General features: G+C 56.8%; 11 protein-coding genes. 3 read left to right on the plus strand and 8 right to left on the minus strand.

Annotated elements, in window-relative coordinates; all coding sequences use genetic code 11:
• Window positions 1-200: 200 nt before the first annotated feature.
• Both ACY3GB_RS10450 and ACY3GB_RS10455 read left to right on the plus strand, forming a co-directional pair.
• On the plus strand, window positions 201-1,157 hold the full coding sequence (locus tag ACY3GB_RS10450; RefSeq protein ID WP_463088672.1) for a LysR family transcriptional regulator: 957 nt from the start codon (window positions 201-203) through the stop codon (window positions 1,155-1,157).
• A 183-nt stretch (window positions 1,158-1,340) separates the two neighbouring features.
• Window positions 1,341-3,047: an amidase gene (locus tag ACY3GB_RS10455; RefSeq protein ID WP_463088673.1), complete on the plus strand. Its 1,707-nt coding sequence runs from the start codon at window positions 1,341-1,343 to the stop codon at window positions 3,045-3,047.
• Between the two features lie 478 nt (window positions 3,048-3,525).
• Here ACY3GB_RS10455 and ACY3GB_RS10460 read toward each other — a convergent pair whose 3' ends face one another.
• The 8 genes from ACY3GB_RS10460 to ACY3GB_RS10495 all read right to left on the minus strand — a co-directional run bounded on the left by ACY3GB_RS10460 (window position 3,526) and on the right by ACY3GB_RS10495 (window position 15,659).
• Entirely contained in the window at window positions 3,526-5,283 is a 1,758-nt protein-coding gene (locus ACY3GB_RS10460) for a UvrD-helicase domain-containing protein (protein ID WP_463088674.1), read from the minus strand.
• Complete coding sequence (locus ACY3GB_RS10465; protein ID WP_463088675.1) at window positions 5,265-7,310, minus strand: ATP-dependent nuclease; 2,046 nt, start codon at window positions 7,308-7,310, stop codon at window positions 5,265-5,267. Before ACY3GB_RS10465 ends, ACY3GB_RS10460 begins: the two co-directional genes overlap by 19 nt.
• A 630-nt stretch (window positions 7,311-7,940) precedes the next feature.
• Entirely contained in the window at window positions 7,941-8,264 is a 324-nt protein-coding gene (locus tag ACY3GB_RS10470; RefSeq protein ID WP_463088676.1) for a hypothetical protein, read from the minus strand.
• Window positions 8,265-8,412: 148 nt separating this feature from the next.
• Window positions 8,413-9,594 carry a type VI immunity family protein gene (locus ACY3GB_RS10475; RefSeq protein WP_463088677.1) on the minus strand — a complete coding sequence of 394 codons (1,182 nt, stop codon included), beginning with the start codon at window positions 9,592-9,594 and terminating at the stop codon, window positions 8,413-8,415.
• A gap of 14 nt (window positions 9,595-9,608) precedes the next feature.
• Complete coding sequence (locus tag ACY3GB_RS10480) at window positions 9,609-10,811, minus strand: VRR-NUC domain-containing protein (protein ID WP_463088678.1); 1,203 nt, start codon at window positions 10,809-10,811, stop codon at window positions 9,609-9,611.
• Window positions 10,811-13,666, minus strand: a complete 2,856-nt coding sequence (locus ACY3GB_RS10485) for a type VI secretion system Vgr family protein (protein WP_463088679.1) — start codon at window positions 13,664-13,666, stop codon at window positions 10,811-10,813. Before ACY3GB_RS10485 ends, ACY3GB_RS10480 begins: the two co-directional genes overlap by 1 nt.
• A 1,106-nt stretch (window positions 13,667-14,772) precedes the next feature.
• Complete coding sequence (locus ACY3GB_RS10490; RefSeq protein WP_463088680.1) at window positions 14,773-14,979, minus strand: hypothetical protein; 207 nt, start codon at window positions 14,977-14,979, stop codon at window positions 14,773-14,775.
• Between the two features lie 68 nt (window positions 14,980-15,047).
• Window positions 15,048-15,659 (minus strand): hypothetical protein, encoded by a 612-nt coding sequence (locus ACY3GB_RS10495; RefSeq protein ID WP_463088681.1) that lies wholly within the window; start codon window positions 15,657-15,659, stop codon window positions 15,048-15,050.
• A 571-nt stretch (window positions 15,660-16,230) separates the two neighbouring features.
• On the opposite strand from ACY3GB_RS10495, the gene ACY3GB_RS10500 reads away from it, so the two are divergent.
• A partial coding sequence (locus tag ACY3GB_RS10500; RefSeq protein ID WP_463088682.1) for a hypothetical protein occupies window positions 16,231-18,770 on the plus strand: 2,540 nt, incomplete at its 3' end.

An 18,770-nucleotide genomic window follows, 5' to 3' on the forward strand; every position in this document is an offset into this window, starting at 1 on the left:
CGGATGACAGACTCGGCACATCTCCCGATCTGCGCGACGCGGAGGCTCGACCAATGCACATTCGCCGGGCGGATCAACGTTCTGGAACTGCAGATTTCCTCTGCAATGAACGACGAAGTGATTGACAGACGCAGTCTATGGAGAGCCAAACTATTCAGCAAATGAACAATACGAATACTTTCATAAATACGGTGAATGGTGTGAAACTGCATCAACTGGATCTGAACCTGCTGCTGGCACTGGATGCCCTGATCAGCCTGCGCAGCGTCACGCGGGCGGCAGAGAAACTGTTTGTCAGCCAGCCTGCGATGAGCCACTCGCTCAATCGCTTGCGGACATTCTTCGACGACCCGCTGCTGGTGCGCTCCCCGCATGGCATGCTGCCGACGCAAAAAGCGCTCTATCTGCAACAGGGCGTCCATCAGGCGCTCAGCCTGCTGCAAAGCCATTTCAGCCAGCCGGAGGCCTTTGACCCAGCCACATCCGCGCGCCGCTTCACCTTGTGCACCACCGATTATGTAGAGTGCGTGCTGATTCCGCCTCTGGTGAAAAAACTGGCGGAGGTCGCGCCCAACGTTCATATCGACATCACCATCCTGCGGGAAGACATTCCGGAACTGGCGCTTGCCGACGGCGAAATCGACTTCCTGCTGGGTTTTGACGAATACATGTCCATCCCCAGCTATCTGTGCCGGGAAACCTGGCTGAACGAGCCGCTGATCGGCATCTTGCGCCATGGCCACCCTCTCCGGAACGATAGGCTGACACTATCGGATCTGATTGCCTTGCCGCATGTCTTCCACGCGCCGCTGGGCAATCTGGGGTCGCCAATGGATGATTTTCTTGCCGAGCGCGGCTTGCAGCGCAAGATTTCGGTGCACTGCCAAAGCTATATGGCCGCAGCCGCCATCGTCAGCAACACCGATCATTTGTTTATCCTGCCTAAGAAAGTCGCGGCGATGATAGCGGGCTACTGGCCGTTGAAGATGGTGGCGTTGCCGCAAGAGTTGCCAGGCTACCACCTTAACTGCATCTGGCACCCAGTACAGGATAGCAACCCTGCGCTGCACTGGCTGCGCGATTTGATGCGCCGCCTCATCGAGTCCGACGAGGCGGCGCACGGCATGATGCGGCCCCGATATTCGCCGCATGAATGAGTGCATCAAAATGAATCATTTTCCCGCATGACGCTATCTCTTGTAGATTAGCCGCCATATTGCAGAACAGCCCATGCGTGCGCCGGCTGCCGTGCCGCGCCTGAGCGCGCTGACCCGCCTGCGCCTGCAGGAAACGGTCACCGCGATGGGAGTGAAATCCGTCTTCTTAGTGGAGGTAGTAGCATGATCGAGGTTACCGAGCTATCCATTGCCGAGCTGCGCGCGGCGCTCGAATCCGGGCGTTCGACAGCGGTTGAACTGGTCAAGGCCTATCTGGCGCGGATAGAGGCCTACGATGGCCCCGCGACGGAGACCAGGCTCAATGCGGTGGTGGTGCGTAATCCGGATGCGATCAAGGAGGCCGAGGCATCCGATGCCCGCCGCGCCCGCGGCGAAACGCTGAGCCCGCTGGACGGCATCCCCTACACCGCCAAGGACAGCTATCTGGTGAAGGGGCTGACCGCCGCTTCAGGCAGCCCGGCGTTCAAGGATCTGGTAGCCCAACACGATGCCTTCACCATCGCGCGCCTGCGCGCAGCCGGCGCCATCTGCCTGGGCAAGACCAATATGCCGCCCATGGCCAATGGCGGCATGCAGCGCGGCTGCTACGGCCGCGCCGAAAGCCCCTACAACGCCAACTACCTGACGGCGCCGTTCGCCTCCGGCTCTTCCAATGGTGCCGGCACCGCTACGGCCGCCAGCTTCGCCGCCTTCGGCATGGCCGAGGAGACCTGGTCGAGCGGCCGCGGTCCGGCCTCGAACAATGGCCTGTGCGCCTATACGCCGTCCCGCGGGGTCATCTCGGTGCGCGGCAACTGGCCATTGACGCCGACCATGGACGTTGTCGTGCCCTACGCCCGCACCATGGCGGACTTGCTCGAAGTGCTCGACGTCATCGTCGCGGACGACCCGATTCGCCGTGGCGACCTATGGCGCCTGCAGCCGTGGGTGCAGATTCCCAAAGCCTCGGAAGTCAGGCCAGATTCTTATTCCGACCTGCTGGCCCAGCCCGAGATCCTCAAAGGCAAGCGCTTTGGCATACCACGCATGTACATCAACAAGGACGAACTGGCCGGCACCAGCGAGAAGCCGGGCATCGGCGGCCCGACCGGACAGCGCATTCATACCCGCGCGTCGGTGATCGAGCTCTGGGAAGTCGCGCGTCAAGCGCTGGAAGCCGCCGGAGCGGAAGTCATCGAAGTGGATTTTCCGCTGGTTTCCAACTGCGAAGGCGATCGTCCCGGCGCGCCCACCGTATTCAACCGCGGCATCGTCTCGCCGGAGTTCCTGAATGACGAGCTGTGGGAGCTGTCCGGTTGGGCTTTCGATGAGTTCCTGCGCGCCAACGGCGACCCCAAGCTCAACAAGCTGGCTGACGCGGATGGTCCGAAGATCTTCCCGCACGATCCGGGCACCTTGCCCAACCGCGAAGGGGATCTGGCCGCCGGCATGGACGAATACGTCAACATGGCAAAGCGGGGCCTCAAGTCCTATGACCAGATTGCAAGCGTGCCGGATGGTCTGCGGGGTCTGGAAAAGACCCGCAAGCTGGATCTGGAAGACTGGATGGATGCGCTGAAGCTGGACGCGGTGCTGTTCCCCACCGTGGCCGACGTCGGCCCGGCTGATGCGGACGTCAATCCGCGCTCCGCCGACATCGCCTGGAGCAACGGCGTCTGGGTAGCCAATGGCAATCTCGCCATCCGCCATCTTGGCGTCCCGACGGTTACCGTGCCGATGGGGGTGATGGCCGATATCGGCATGCCGGTGGGGCTGACTTTTGCGGGACGCGCCTATGATGACAACGCGCTGCTGCGCTTCGCTGGCGCATTTGAAGCCACCGGCAACAAGCGCATGATCCCGCCGCGCACACCACCGCTAGGTCAATGAGCAGTAGCTAGAAACGCGAAACGGGAAGTATAAGCTGGCCGTTTTGGCCTGCTTATGTGTGACCGGAAGCATAAGTTGGCCGGCCTGGGGAACCATAAGCTGGCCGCACACGAAATTCTGCACAAGCTCATCGCTAGGCGGTCGAGAGTCAGACGGAAGGTGATTCCGTGCTCGGCCACCGCGTGGCCCCCCACCCATTCGATGAAGGCGTAGTACTCCTGCTCACGTCTTTGTTTTGGCCAAAGGCGGCATCGACTACCAGACGGTCACCCAGCTCTTTCCGATAGGCATCGAGTTCATCGACCAGCTGGTGGTAGTGGAAGTGCACATAGTGCAGCTTTTGACTGGTCGACGGGATGGACGCGCTCACCAAGATCCGCTGAGACCGGCCGAACCTAGCCTCAACTAGGTCCAATGTTTTCCCGATGTCCCACGTCATATGGGCCCTCTCTGCCAGTCACAGATCTGCGCCGTGCTGCTACACCTCATAGCAGCGGTCCGCTCCGAACAGCGCGCGCATTCGCTCGTCCTTCGCCACGGAAGCACCGGCAAGATCGATCACCGCCAGCCTCTGCCGGGCCCTAGAGCAGCACACGTAGAAGACATTGCGAGAACGCTTTGCACGTTCTGGTTTTGCCGTCTCATCCACCCCGGATAGGTACTTGTCGAACGAATAGAACGTCCACGCCGCACCGGAGTCGTCCAGCACGACTAGCACGGTATCGAACTCGTCTCCCTTCACACCATGCTTGGTGGCAAACGGCGTGCTGGTCATGAAGAACCGGGCGAAGGAGGCGAGCTGCTGGTAGGGAAGCGCCAAGAACGTCGCGTACAGCGTCGCGTCCAATAGCTCCCGCTCTTGAGCGGCGTCATCCATCCCCGCAGTGAGGATGGGCTGCGTGTTTATGAGCCGGAGGGCCAGGTCGTCGGCCAGTGGGAATAGCTGGCGGTCCCGGATCGTCTCGAGCACTTCACGGACTGTGCCGGCAGCTCGCTTTGCCATCAGGACATTTAGTGCATCGCGCACAGCAGACTTTGCTGTGCGACTAGCTAGTCGGTGACCTGCGCCATGGAGCCGACCCAGTGTCTCGCCAATCTGTCCCTTCTCCCAGGCCAAGCTCAACGGTTCAACCTTCTCCAGGAAGAACGCAATCCGCCGATCAGACCCGTCGGTGAGAGCGTCCTTGGCAAAGGATCCACGATCCGCAAAGGCCTGCAGCAGGTCAGCAAAACCAGCCTTGCGGGCAATCAGCCGATGGGTGAGGTAAAGCTCGCGCGTTCCTGGGCCCGCCAGGTCCCAGTTCAAGGTGTCGGTCAGCAGATTGCGGGCGCGTTGAAGGCCCGCTTCATCGGCACCAGCCGCAACGCGGATGTACGCTACATCGCCTTGCGCGTTGTTGTTCCCCGGAATCTGCGTGATGTCAGTCCGGATGTTGTTTAACACCTCAATGACGCGCTGCGAGCAACGACGGTTCTCGCGCTTGACGATGACCTCAAGCGGCGCTGCCAGGTCAGCCGGTAGTTCGCCGATCCCCTTGTGTTCTCCGTGGTGATAGATGTTCTGCATCTTGTCGCCGAAAAAGCCCAGTACGAGCTTGTTGCCAGCCAGAGGCAGCATTCGGCGCAGCAGGATGCCTATCACTGCTTCGCTGGTATCCTGGTACTCGTCGATGAAAATGTAGGGGTAGCGGCTCGCCACGATGCGCGCCAGCTTGTCATATCGGGTGTAGGCGATGTGCGCGATCGAAAGCAGGTCGTCGTGATGGATCCGACCTTCAAGGAACTTAGAGCCCCGATCCGAGTACATCACCTCCAGCCGGGCGGCGACCCTTGCTTCCAGTTCTGCTTGATCAACCCGACGCGAGCTCCCGCCGGGGAGCGCCGCATTGAAATCGAGAAGAGCCCGCCGAAGAGCTTGCTGGTGGGGCTGCAACGTGCTCCATAGGAAGTCATGGATAGTCGAGACACGCACCAGAGAGTTGCCCTGGATGCGCTCAATCACCTGATCCTTAGCCACATTGGTATAAGTGATGCAAGCGACCTGCTGCCCATCACGCCTGAGCCGGTCGGCGACCATCGGCGCACAGAGCTTCTTCAGCCCCTCGACGAGGGAGTAAGTCTTGCCCGCGCCGGCACCAGCGTCGAGAACGAAACTTTGGCCCCCTGCGAGACATTCGGCGATGCGCTCGTCCGCTGTCTTTTCGGGCAAGGCCGCGTCTACTGCTTCGCCAACCATTCGAGCCCCTCGCGGATGTACATGGGTGTGGCCCAGCCTTCGTTGGCCAGCAGATCAAGTGCGAAGTCGACCTTTGGCAGACTGACGTTGTAGGCATCCGCGGTCAAGGCTGCGGCATCGGCATGAGTGAACGTCCCTCCGGTGGCTAACAGCTTAGCTTTGTTGGTGATCAGCCATGTCGCGTTCGCGTAGACAAAGGCCTCCTCGAAGCTACGAGCGCACGGTTGGCCGGCCGCTTCTGGGACTTGATAGGCAATCCGGACACATCCAGAGGTCTTCTCTGCTTCGCCCGCCGCGATCAGCGTGGGCAAATCAGAACTTCCTGGAAGCCACTGAGACAAGGTTGCATTGCTACTGGCATGTCCGTTTGCGACGGGCACCTTCTTCCTGGTCGTGCCATCGATCGAATCTAGATCGGTGATGACCAGAGCTGGCAACTGCAGGAACTCGATCAGCCTGCGGAAAAGATGTGCGTATGCGCCGCCCACTTCGACCGTGCAGACGTAAGTCGAAGTTAGCTTGTCGCGCAGGGCGATATCCAGGGCGGCGATTAAACGAGGCAGAAGCATGCGCTCGACTTGCCCTTCGATGAACACGAGCTTGTCCGCGAAGAACATGTCGCATCGGGTGGTCGTCAAGTACTTCCGCAGGAACTCCATCGCGGCTTTTTCCGGGTCGGTCATTGCGGACGACTCGAAGGACAGTAGGTCCTTGATCTCGACCGATCTCTTGTTTCGCCGGAAGTAGCGAATCGGCGCGAAGCCGCAGTTGGCTGCCATGTGCGATGAGTGCGTCGTCAGCAGCAGTTGCACGCCGGTCTCTCCCGCAGCAGGTGTGAGAAACTCGCTGACCTTCTGGACGAAGATCGCCTGCATCTGAGGATGCATGTGCACCTCGGGTTCCTCAACGACGACCAAGTGGACACGGGGACGGTGCTCGAGGTCGGACTCCACGTCCTCACGGAAGGACTTGAGGCACAGGACGATGTAGATGAGGTTCTTGAACCCGAGCCCGTTGTATCGCTCGGGAAGCTCGAAGGCCTGCTCGAGCGCTGCCGCAGCTCCCTCGGCTGGTGGCGTCGATGCGCTGGCCGCCGCGTAGTAGACGCGCGTCGTGTCCTTGAAGAGGCCGTCGGCGCTGAGCTCTGCGCGCACAGTCAACCTGGGGGATTCAGGATGACCGAACTTCTCCAGCCCCCTCATCAGGCCGTCGAAAGCCTTGACGTACTGGGGGGCAAGGGCGGTGGACTGATCCCGCAGCGTCTTCTCAAGTGCCTTGAAATCGCTGGGGGCATCGACTTTATAGCGGCGCTCGTAGTGCGCGTGGAGCAATGTCGACAGGCGCGTGGACTTGCTGCCTTCTTCACGGTCATCGATGTGGCGCTGAGCGCTGACGATATCGATGTGTATCAGCCGCTGCAGGACGCTGCGGTCGGGCAGGCGTTCGGCTTGGCTGCCATCAGGGCTCAACTTAAACTGGTCGAGCTTGTAGTGGTCATGCAGGGTGGTAGCAAGATAGTCGACAAGCGACTGCTCGTCGTCCCGGTCCTTCAGGTAGGTCTGCGCCAACTGCTCGAGATTCCTAGGCTCGACGCGGATTTCGACCATCACCGAGGTGGACGCATCGTCCAGATCCATCAGCAGCTCGCCAGCAATCGCCAAATCCGGGCCCGTGTCGTCGTAGTCGAACTTGAGGCGCAACGACAAGACCGGCAAGGCGGGAAGGGGCAGTGCGAACGGCTGTGGCGCGGCTACTGCAGCTTCGCCCCCGGCGGGTGCGGCCGCCGCAGGCGGTGTCAAGATGTGACGCTCAAACGTCTTGAAGGCTTCGCGGCACCCTAGAGAAAAATCATTGATCGACAGCTGTTTGATCGGCCTTTGCAAGAAAGTCAGCATAGCCTCAATGGCCGAAGTTTTGCCACTATTGTTGGGGCCGACGAGGATCGTGGTAATGCCTGTAGTGTCCAGCCGCATGCGGGCATCCTGCAGCAGCCGGAAATTAGTGATGGTAATTTCGGACAGCTTCATGTCCGGGTCTCCCTTTCCCTGCCCAGGCGCCGTTGTCTTGATGCTATTGCCTGAGGGCTCGCGTGACGCTTCTGCGAAATTGTACGTTAGATCCGCCGCTTGGTAATGCTGTAAATACTCGGCTCCAAGCAACGTCCCCTCGGTATTGAGTAGCACGTGATTTTAGAGTCCAATCAGAATCATGCCTATTCCGGAATGAGCGGTACTCTCACGCGGCCCCACTCAATGCTGCACTGATGACGACTGTTTGATAGTTTGTTACGTCACTGGCCAATTGGAGTACTTTAAAAAAAAGCAAGCGTGTGTACTCGTGGCAGCAATCAACCTAACATTAGAAGAGATGGAAGTAGAACTAGGGAAAAAGCTCAAAAAGCTTCGACTAAACAAGAACCTTGACCAGCAAACCTTGGCCGCACGGTCGGAGATGATCGTACGAGCCCTGCGCAACGTGGAAAATGGACAAGGTTCATCAGTCAAAACTCTGCTCGAGGCTCTTCGTTCACTAGGGCGGGAATCATGGTCGGAAACTATCGCCCCTGTGCTCACGATCAATCCACTGAAGCTCACTCAGGCAGTTCAACCACGACAACGAGCATCACATAAACGTACACCTCAGAATGAAGCCTAACTTCATGCAAACCAGCGGGTTTTGAGTATGTCTGCGGTGCGTGCAAACAATAATCCACTGATGAAGAAATTCAGAACACAGTATCCCAAGGCAATCGTTAGGAGTGTCCCGGTAACACCTAACCCCATTATCCCGACTTTATCAAATGCCTTAAGATACAATGGTCCAACATCTGAGAGAATATTCTGATAGAACTTAGTATACGCCCCAGATGCTGCAGCAAAAAACAATAAAAGCCAGGTAGGCATATCAGCGTACTGATAGCGACGACGCTTAGCAAAACGGCTCAAAATAGCGCCAATGAGAAAGCGTAATAAATTCAGCATGAAAACTCCGATCATTAATTCGATCATCTCTGAATCACACACTAAAAAACCAAAGGGTTAACACCAAGCCTGTGCGGTGAGTGTGACAACCATTTTATCGCTCCTCACCCGGTAGGCTGAGTCCATATCGTGAGATGCCATGCCCACGTTACTGCCTGTCTAAATACCAAATAGTACGACCGTACTTCGAATTCGGGAAGTTGGGCATCAGCTCGCCCTGCGAAAAGTGTCGTCGAGAATTTTCCATGGCGGGCGTCCACCAATAGCCGCTTTCGGGGCAAGGCTTGTCGGCTTCGCAACGTAGGCCTTCAATAATAGGCAGTGGTTTCGCCTCCAGGGTAGTCAATGGTGCGGTATCGAATCGCGCATACCAACTCACGGTTTCAGCCTTATCGAACCCGTTCGATTGTGGCAGGTGGTAATGCAGGGAACCTGGTTCTGTGGTGCGTATAGACTTCACTAAGTGATTGACTACTACATAAGCCTCAGGCGGGCTATCGTCTGGCGCTCCTAGGTCCGGGTACGCACCAGCCTGAATTATCAGCCCACTCGTATATCGACGTACTGAGATGTCTTGCCAGGGCGCTAGCTTGGCGCGGATCGTCTCTTCGCCATTGAGCTGCAGCACGAACTCATTTCCCAGAATCGTGTACCAATCTGCGCCCTTGATGTGGCTCTTCAGCTCAAATCCACCGGCACTGAATGACCGTGTATCGATATTCAGACCAATGAAGCGCTGGGCAAGCTCATACTCATTGGGCAGATACCGATGATAGTCATAAGGTAGAATGGGCGAGAGGCCGCCATAGCCATGAACCGGCTGCAAAGCATCGCAGATGAACTCGACTAGCTCTTGGTACTGACCAAGGCTAGCCTCATCGAACACCGTAGCCGCAGGCAAAACCATTTTGAAGAACGACTTGTCCCCCCAGCCTTCATGGATGCTTTGTTGGGTCAAGCAGGAAACCGAGTACTCCGGCGCCAAGTCAGGTACAGCTTCGCTGCTGACAAACCACTCAATCCTCTCATGCGGATCGGTGATTTCCAATATCTTGCTTCTGGATTTCTGGTAGTCGGATGCCCCCATATTCCTGGTTTTGGCATCCATGTACTTCTGTCCCTTTAGCTTTGCACCAAAGAGCGAGTAGAACCTGTCGAAGCACTCGATGAGCTTTGCCCTGACCTCAATCGTGCAGCCCTTTTCAAAGAAAAAAGTGGCAATCAAACCCGGCCGGATGACGATGCTGTCATCTGATCCCAAGTCCCAGGTCAACTCGTCCTGGTATGTCTCAAGTCGCTGCAATTGCGGCGGCATCTGTAGCTCTTCCATTTTCAATCCCTAACTCATGCCATCAGTGGCTTGTCAGTGCCCGCCACCGTAGCACCGCCCAAAATGGCCACACACGCGATAAAGGCAGCAGCCAATTCAGCAGGCAGTGCTATCGTCATCAATCCTGCTATGACAAATCCAGCACCTACAAGCAATACGATGCCAACCACTGCCTCGCTGACATCCAACAATATTTTTCCCCACTGAATCTGGCTAATCTCGCTCCAAGCGATATCGCAATAATGCTCGATTTTTGCCCATGCTGCTTTCAATTGCGCCTCAGTCCAGCGAGCCACCACCTGACCCTTTTCGTTTACCCAAGACCATGCTTGGCTGGATTTATCGCGGACCCAGCGACCTGACTCTAACAGCCAAGCAACCTCTTTTTCCAGCCAGGCACGAGTATCCTCCGACAATCCCTTCATGCCTTTCTTTGCATCTGACCACATTTCATATAGTTCACGCTGCACTTGCGTTCCCCAGTCCTGGATGTAGCCCGGGGTCGTGACAGGAACGGGGCTATAAATGGGTGCCGGTACGCGTTGAGCTTGTGATTTGGCCTTGGCTTGGGGCTGCGGGCTGACGACTGGCACCTTTTTGGGCTCGGTGACTCTTTTCTTCCTTTTATCGAGTACATCCAAGACGGTAAACCGGTCATCTCCACCGGCAATACGTTTGTAAGCATCCTCCTGACCTCGACCCAACTCATCACCTGGAAATTTGATTTCTACGACCCGAGCCAAGTTGTCGCCGTGTGCGACGCCCTCGTGGTCCGAGGCAGCACGCCCAGGCCAGCGGGTAGCTCTGTCTTTCACAATAACCAGGTCGGGACGACGCAGATAGCCTTTCGACAGGCCCTTGGGGAACGGGTTGATGGTATGCCGGCGATTGGCGCCCTCAGCACGTAGCCCTGAACTGAGAAATGGGATGGGTGGATTACGTGTCAGGTCGAAGCTTACCTCGGCCTTGTAGAACCATTTGAAGTCGTGACTGTTCTCGTCGATGCGGATCAGCGTGGACATAGTGATTTGCCGCATGTTGAGGTTGTAGGAGCGCCCCGTTTTCTTGCTGGTTACGCCGACAGACTTGGGCGCCAAAATCGCTACGTCGGCTTTCTCGGTCAGATAGGGCTTGTTGTCTGGCTGGGGCAGCTTAGCGTATTCGGGGCGCTCTTCCACGATGGTCATCGCGCCGCCGGCGGGTTGATAGTTAGCCATCAGGCATCCTCTCCATTGTCGTCCTTCAACTGCAGTCCACGCTCCGCTGGCCCCGTGCCGTAGCCATGCAAGGTGTAGTTCTCCTCAACGGGGGGTTTGGGCGCCTCGAGCTTGACCGGCTGGACGCTCGGCGTGAAGACAGTGCTGGTTCGCCCCTCCCAGTCCGTGTAGCCGGGCAGCGTGCGGCCATTCGGCAACTTGAGCCGGTAAGCCTGGCCGACCAGTGGCTCTCCGGTCTTTTCGTCTTGCAGGATGTAGCTGCGCTGGTAGCCTTTGGGCAGGATCGGCTCGGGCATAGGCATACTGGCCGGCCCACTAAACGTATGGCTAGCGCCCTTGATACTGACCGTGCCCGGGCAGTGCACCTCGATATTGCCCCCGGCCAAACGGATATAGCCACCATCACAGGTCAGCAGAACCTCTTCTTTGGCAGCGACGATGACACGGTCTTTGCACGAGGTGATGGTCACATCCTTATCGGCGATCAGCTCCATCTCACCGGCTTGCGCCTGTACCTGGATTTTGCCTTTGGCAGCAATCAACTTCATCGCGACCTGATCCGCCACACCGGTGACGAATAGACTAATGTGCTTACCGACATTGGCCAGCCAACGCCGGCCGCTGGTCTGATTCAGATCGCGTTGCGCCACCAGGTTGAGGTTGGAGCCTGTGGCCAGGGTTTGGCTTTGCTCGGTAACACTCGCGATACCGGCAGGTGCCGACAACACCAGTAACGACTGCTGACCAGCTTGGTCACCGGTCATCGTCTTGCTGTCTGGATCGGTGTTGGTCCCCGCCTCCCAGGCTTTCAAGGCATCGACTTGGTGCTGTAAATGGCCTTCAGGACGCTTGCGGCCCTTGGCGTTGTCAGCATTAACCTCCTCGGGCCCGGTCTCCATCGCATCCGCCTGCTGTGCCTCGGCGGTTTCCGCCAACACCTGGCTGAGGGCTAGCGCCGATTGCAGCTGGCTGCTCGCATGTTCGCGCGCCAGCTGTTTGCCGTCGGCGCCGTTTTGCGCTTCGGTGGTCAGCAGTAAGCCATTGGCCGCTCGAATGGCGCCATGCAGGTCGGTGCGCAGTTCAAAACCTTCGCCACGAGCTTGCGCCTTACCATTGCTGCGCGGATGGGCGAGGAAACCTTGATTAAGCTGCGTCTTGCCCGCCTCACTGCTGAGTTTGGCGCGGACCTCGCCCGAGGTGTCATCGAACAGCAACTCGTTGTACTGGCCACCCTGATGCTCCTGTGACTTGATTCCTGACAACGTTTTATTCGCCGGTAGGCTGCCTACACCGCTGAAATTCGGCGTTGGATGGCTGCCGTTGTACAACACGCCAGTGATAATAGGCCGGTCGATATCTCCTTCAATGAAGTCGACCAGCACCTCCTGGCCGATTCGAGGAATGAACTGGTGACCGAAGCCAACGCCGGCCGAAGGCATGGCGACTCGCAACCAGCACGATGAATGTTCATCCATGCCCGCACCGATGGTGGAATGCTCGTCGCGACGCTGCCAGTGCAGTTGCACCTTGATGCGGCCCAACGGATCGGTGTAAACCTCTTCGCCCGCAGGCCCCACCACCGTGGCAGTCTGTTTCCCTAGGCTAGTGGGCTTGGAGTGTTCGGTATGAGCATAGGGAGGAGTTAATGGGATGCCACGGCGCTGCGCCTGGAACGTGGTCTGGAATGGCGATGAACTCGTCTCTTCGGCTGCTTGCATCAACCTAGGGGCCGCTAGCTGCAACTGCTGGGTCAAATCGGCAGGCAAATTGTTCTGGGCGCGGAAAGCCTGCTGGGTAATGACGAATTCGCATTGTTCTGGCTCATCGGCCGCATGCGCTGGATGCTCGTCCAGTCGGAACCACTCGCCCGCCAGCAACCCACGCACGGCTCCGCTGCCGGTGAATTGCTTGGCCTGTAGGTCCAAGGCTTGCTGTCGCAGCTTGGCGTAACGCCCCAACTGCTCACTATCACTGGCGTAGTACAGCCCGGGCGCATCGTAATGCTGCAAACTAGACTGCAACGCCTCTCCGCTTTGCCCTTGCTGCAACGGGCTCGTATGCCCGGCGTGTTGAGTGGTGACCGGCTGGTAATCGAAGCTGGCCAACACCGTTTGGCCTGCCACGACTTGGCGCTGTGCCTCCCACCCCGTCAGACCATCTTCCTGCTCAGTCGCATCGGCGCGATGAAACCGCACCCGCTCCACCGCGGCCTGCGGCAAATTGTGAGCATCATCGAGCACGACCAATTTAACCTTGGGCCCATCATCGTCCAGGTGAGCGAAGCGCCATGCCATGCCTTCCTCGTGCAATAGCCGCACGATGAAGTCAAAATCGCTTTCTTTGTATTGCAGGCAGTAGCTTCTAGGGGGGATTGCGGCGGTTTCGAATGCCAAGGCCTGAACACGGGCAAACACCGGATTGGCAGCCTGATGCTCGGCAAAAATCTGCTGCACGATCTCCGGCACCGTCATGTCCTGAAACACACGGGAAGTGCGCCGTAGCCGCGACACCGCGAAAGGAGACTCAATCGTCAGGCCGTATTTTGCGAAACCGCCATCGGCACCAAGTTGCTTGGCCTGGCTTACAACTCCGCAACGCACTATCTCCACACCATCCGCCCCGGCGACACCGATGCGCGCCGGCAGTCCAAGCAAGGCTTTCAGTTCCATGCCGACATCTGGCGACAGGCAGGTCAGGTGATAACGGTATGCCTGCGAAACCCCTTCCTCACCATCCAGCTGCTGCGGCAGAAGCTGGTGAGCATTAATGCTCCCCTCTCCCAGCTCCAAGGTGAGTAAACGCTGACGCTGGTCGAATGCTGAAGCAAAACTGGCAAGCAGGGTGCTGTAGTCCATCGACAAATCCCGATACGGAATGAAAAACACCCTCACAGATGAGGGTGGCGGTCATTGTATTGCGTGTGAGTTTGCGACGGATTTTAATTTCGTAAGATTCTGAATAACAATAATTAAATTAAAGATTCTACAGGATATCGTTGAAACCTATTCTTTAGTACAGGCGAATGATATGAGTCACTTCAGCATTACTCGCGTTAACGGCATGTTTAATGGCTGGCATGCACTGTACGGCTGCGGCGACAGCTAGGTCGGCAATAGCAAAAATGACCTTATCATGAAGAATGGGTTCCCTAAGCGACTGAGAATCGACCGCAACTAAGGTAGAACCTGCGACAACAGCAGCATCTGTGAACAACATATCGATGAACTACTGAACAGCAAGGCTGGGAGGCATGGACTAGGATGGCAAACAAATAAATCAAGCCAATTGACATGTTTAACTTGGCAACCCAAGTTAAAGCTGCAGATTATACAGACCGATCAGGCAGTGCACAATAAATTGATAATTCAATCCCAGAAACGCAACATATTGTGAAATAAGGGAACAATCGGCCACTATTCATGCTTGCACGACTACCAAGCACCTGCTCTAATTGACGGCAAGCAAGAGGCCTGCATTAGTCCACTGTCGGACAATGCGCAGAGAGCAAGGACGAGCGAGCGGCAACTCACCCGTCCCTGTAGGGAAAAGAAGCACCAAAGGGCCTCTGGTTAGCTTCTCTTGTCAACGTTATTCACATTTGAATCACAACTGCATAGTAACTCACTTCGCTTTTGAAGCAAAGGTTCTTGCAGCAAGTGCGAAATAATTTTGCAAGTCCCATGTGAGTCCCTCCTGCAAAGGAGATCAGCATGGCTCATCACCATGACGAGGACGAGCAGGTCATCTTCCGCATGTTTATCACGCGGGGCGGTAAACGTATCTACCGCAAAGATGGCCGCCCTTGGAAGATCGTAATCCGCAAGAAGTAAGCGAGGCGGTCGCGCAGTATCCAAGGAAGCAGTAGCTACAGCGGAGAGGGCTTAGCCCTTTCCGCTTTTTCTTGCTCTCAAGGGTATGCCCCTCTGCATGGACTGACCCGGCTCCTGTAGACATTCCTACCTCAGCCTTCCTCTTGGGCAAGCCAATCCAGCTCCTTCTCGCTGAGCCCGGTGTATTCAATGATAAGTGCCCGATCCATACCGTTTTTCAGCATGGCCAGCGCCGCTTTACGGATACCCAACTGATATCCCTCGATGAGGTCACACACATAGCTAATGATGTGGCTATGTAGGTATTCATCTTTCATCCATTGCTGTTGGGGGGCCATATTGGATTACCTCATGAAAATTCACCGTCCGACATAGAACGTCCATCTGGCATGCATGCACTCCGGCATCACATCCGATAGTCGCCCAGGCGCCTGAGCACGTCTCTGCCCAATACATCGGCAAAGAGCTGCAGCAACTCCCCCTGAGAATAGGCAAATTTCTGCCGGAATGGCGACTGTTCCAACCAACACGCAAAGGCCTCGCGACCACTCAAGTAGTCGCTGCGATTGAGCCGTAGCCTGGCCTCCGCAATCAGACACAAGATGACAGCGCCGGCGTCCAAGGTCGGCGAAGCGATCAGCTCGGCGCCGAGCTCTCGAATCCCCTCCCGACTCCGCCAGAACTCCTCGCGCGCGTGGCGCTCATCGATCAGCCGGTAGCGCCATTGGCCTTTCAGTTGCAAGTACACCTGCTGGATTTCCGGCCAGGTCAGCACGTTCCGCTCGAGTACTGACCAGAACAGGTGACGATACCAAGTGGCGGTACCGCGATAGTCCTGCTCGACTAGGCCGATCACAGATGCCTGCCCCATGACGCCATCGTCCTTGGGACTGACCAGCCCTTTCTGATACTTGTGCCAGAGACACTGCCGCTGTCCCTTCCCCTGCGCGTTGGGCGGCGCATAGAAGCGATCCAGCTCTGCCAGCGGGGCACAAGACACCTGCAAAACCAACTTCACCCAAGTCGCTACTCGCAATTGCTCGTAAACGCTACGCCGAGGCCGCCCCCGCTTTTTCACCGTGCCCAAAGCTCCACTCCATGCCAAATGGTAGTAGAAAAATATTATGCAAAACTTTCCGAATTCACAAAAAAAACTTCAACATCAAGATCCAGCTAAATTTAAGTAAGAAATGCCTGAAACCCTTTTACAGCAAGGAAAGCAAGCCGAAATCACTCGCCATATAGGCGAAGAGGAAATGCTCGATTAACTAACAAAAAACGCCAAAAAAGTCGTTTTAGCCCTTGCATGGGATTTGATTTCTTGCATTGTAATTTCCCCTGAGGCGCGTTTCGCGCCACAGGGAAATGGAAGGAGCCATAGCCGGACCACGACACTATCGATACAAACAAAACGGCCCAGGAAGGTGTCCTGAGCCGTCTGATGCCGCTATCCAGTTTGCCGACTAGATAAGCGCAGCATACAACAGACCGCGTTGAATTCAAGCGGCCTAGAGGTGCCTGCATCTTGCCGCATCGATACCGTCCCAGCCACGGCTCCGCGTGAACGACTTCACACGGAGTGCATCGCCATGTTAAAGCAGCAAGAACTCGAAGCTTTTTACCTTCGACAACAACTCGGCATCCGAGCGCGCAAGGCCATCGAACGCGTCAGAAGCAATCCTCCCAGCCGCCGCGTGCGCAGCAGCACCGGCAATGTCGCCTGCCGCTTCCCCAGCAAAAAAATGGAGTGCGTGATCCAGGCGGAGAGCCACCACAATGAACTCGGCGCCATCTACCTGTGGGAGCGCGATCCTGACGTCTACGAGTTCTACGATCAGCCGGATCCGATCAAACTCAGCTACACAGCCAAGTCCCGCAAGATCAGCTACATGCACACCCCGGACTTCTTCCTGATTTCCGAAAACTTCACCGGTTGGGTGGAGTGCAAACTTGAGTCGGAGCTGCAAAGCCTGGCCAAGAGATACCCGCAGCGTTTTCAAAAGATCAACGGGGAATGGGTGAGCCCTCCAGGTCAAGCCTATGCCGCGCAGGTCGGTCTGGGTTACGCCCTACGCTCCTCCCAAGAAAACAATGGCGTGTTGATCCGCAATCTCAAGTTTCTGGACGACTACTTTGATTCCGAAGCTATGAAGCCATCACCATCCGAATATGCCCTGGTCGACCAACTCTTCCAACTGCGTAGCTGCTACAGCCTGCATCGACTCCTGCTGGCGGAACCACGCCCCCTTCCAGATACGATCTACAAAATGATCGTGGAAGATGAACTCTACATGGATCTGAGCGTAAACCTGCTCAGCGATCACAGCCATGCGCTGGTTTATCGCGACTACAACACCGCCCTGTTGATCCAGCAACAGGCACGCAGCGCATGCCAAGTCCATCCGATCAGCTTCGAAGCAGGTAGCAAACTACTCTGGAAGGGGCAATCCTGGGAGGTCATACACCAAGAGCAAGACCAGCTCACGCTGGCCTCCTCCTCCGGGCAGATACTCCCTCTAGCCTGGGAATCGGTACAAGGATTGCTCAATCGCTGCGAACTACAAGTGGACGCTGAAGCGGAACAGCTTTCGCTGAAAAATCAAGCCTTCGCCAAGATGTCGAATCATAGCCGCTCGGACTTGCTGAGCGCCAAGCTGCGCCTAGACAAGCTTGAAGGCCGGAGCGCCACTTCGGCACGGAGCTTACGCCGCTACCGCCATAACTATCAGCAGGCGAAAGACCTGATGGGCAACGGCTTTGTCGGCCTGATCGACCAGACCGCGCGCAAGGGCAACCGAACGCCTCGCTTATCGGAAGAGACTGTGGAACGGATGAATGCCGCGCTGCAGGAACACTACCTCAACAAAAACAATGCCAAATTGTCCAAGGCCTATGCAATGCTGCTAGGGCAATACGCAGATGAGCCTGATGCCGCGCCCAGTCTCAAAGCTTTTCGTAAAGCGTTGAAGCGGATCCGCACCAATTATGAGGTCAAGCTCATCCGGGAAGGCAGCAAAGCCGCTTACAACCAGAAAGAACTGGTTTGGACCGAGGCTGCCGTCTTCCCACCTCATGGCGAGTACCCCTTCGATATCGCTCACATCGATCACACCCTGATCGACCTGATGAGCTGCGAACTTAGCCCAGACAGTAAACCTCAACGTCTCTGGCTTTCGGCAATGATCGATGGCTACTCTCGCATGGTGCTGGCCTACTACTTCAGCTACGGCACGCCCACGGCCATCAACACCATGATGCTGATCCGTCAATGCGTGCAAAGACACCATAGACTGCCAAGCACCATTGTGACGGACGGCGGCAAAGACTTCGCCTCCACGCATGTAGAAACACTCCTGGCCTCGCTCTACATCACCAAGAAAACACGCCCGCCTCATGCCCCACGTTTCGGCGCCACAATGGAACGCCTGTTCGGCGTCCTGAATCAGGAGATCTGGCACAACCTCAGAGGCAATACCCAGTTGCTACGGAATCCAAGATCCTGCTCTCCCAGCCATGATCCGCGAAAACTAGCGGTCTGGAGCCAGGAGAAAGTCGAAGAGTACTTCGAAAAGTGGCTGAACGACGTCTACGAAGTAAACCAGCACACCTCTCTACAAGCGTCTCCCCGGCGAATCTTCGAGACAGGCTGCGACACATCTGGCAGCCGTGCGCACAAGCACATAGCCTACGATCTGGCATTCTTGATTCATTGCCTGCCTCAAACCAAGGCCAAGGGCCACACCATCCACGAAGGCCGCGGCATCAAGCATAACAATCACTACTACTGGCACAACGCGTTCCGCCAGCCGGAAGTGCAAGCCACCAAAAAGCCCCCCGTGCGCTATGACCCCTTCGACCTATCCACCGTCTACGCGCAGATCAATGGCGAATGGCTGAGCTGCCGAAGCCAGGACCGCATTCGTTACCAAGATATGAGCGAGCACGCCATTCGCCACGAGGCACTCGCAGACCATTTGCTTAAAGTGCAGGCGGATGAAAAGCGGATCGAAGACGCCAAGCGCAAGGCCGATTTCTATCGCGAGGTTCATCAAGTCGAGGCCGCCCAAGCTGAAGAGCACAAAAAGCTAGCGACTCAGGAACACGTTGCAGAACCCACCACCCCGCCCCC

The sequence above is a fragment of the Chromobacterium sp. Ag138 genome (assembly GCF_055181315.1).

What these genes read in the sequence shown, in the direction of transcription:
- ACY3GB_RS10470 (WP_463088676.1), bottom strand. Translation starts at nt 8,264, where the DNA reads ATGCTGAATTTATTACGCTTTCTCATTGGCGCTATTTTGAGCCGTTTT.
- ACY3GB_RS10485 (WP_463088679.1), bottom strand. Translation starts at nt 13,666, where the DNA reads ATGGACTACAGCACCCTGCTTGCCAGTTTTGCTTCAGCATTCGACCAG.
- ACY3GB_RS10490 (WP_463088680.1), bottom strand. Translation starts at nt 14,979, where the DNA reads ATGGCCCCCCAACAGCAATGGATGAAAGATGAATACCTACATAGCCAC.
- ACY3GB_RS10480 (WP_463088678.1), bottom strand. Translation starts at nt 10,811, where the DNA reads ATGGCTAACTATCAACCCGCCGGCGGCGCGATGACCATCGTGGAAGAG.
- ACY3GB_RS10465 (WP_463088675.1), bottom strand. Translation starts at nt 7,310, where the DNA reads ATGAAGCTGTCCGAAATTACCATCACTAATTTCCGGCTGCTGCAGGAT.
- ACY3GB_RS10460 (WP_463088674.1), bottom strand. Translation starts at nt 5,283, where the DNA reads ATGGTTGGCGAAGCAGTAGACGCGGCCTTGCCCGAAAAGACAGCGGAC.
- ACY3GB_RS10475 (WP_463088677.1), bottom strand. Translation starts at nt 9,594, where the DNA reads ATGGAAGAGCTACAGATGCCGCCGCAATTGCAGCGACTTGAGACATAC.
- ACY3GB_RS10455 (WP_463088673.1), top strand. Translation starts at nt 1,341, where the DNA reads ATGATCGAGGTTACCGAGCTATCCATTGCCGAGCTGCGCGCGGCGCTC.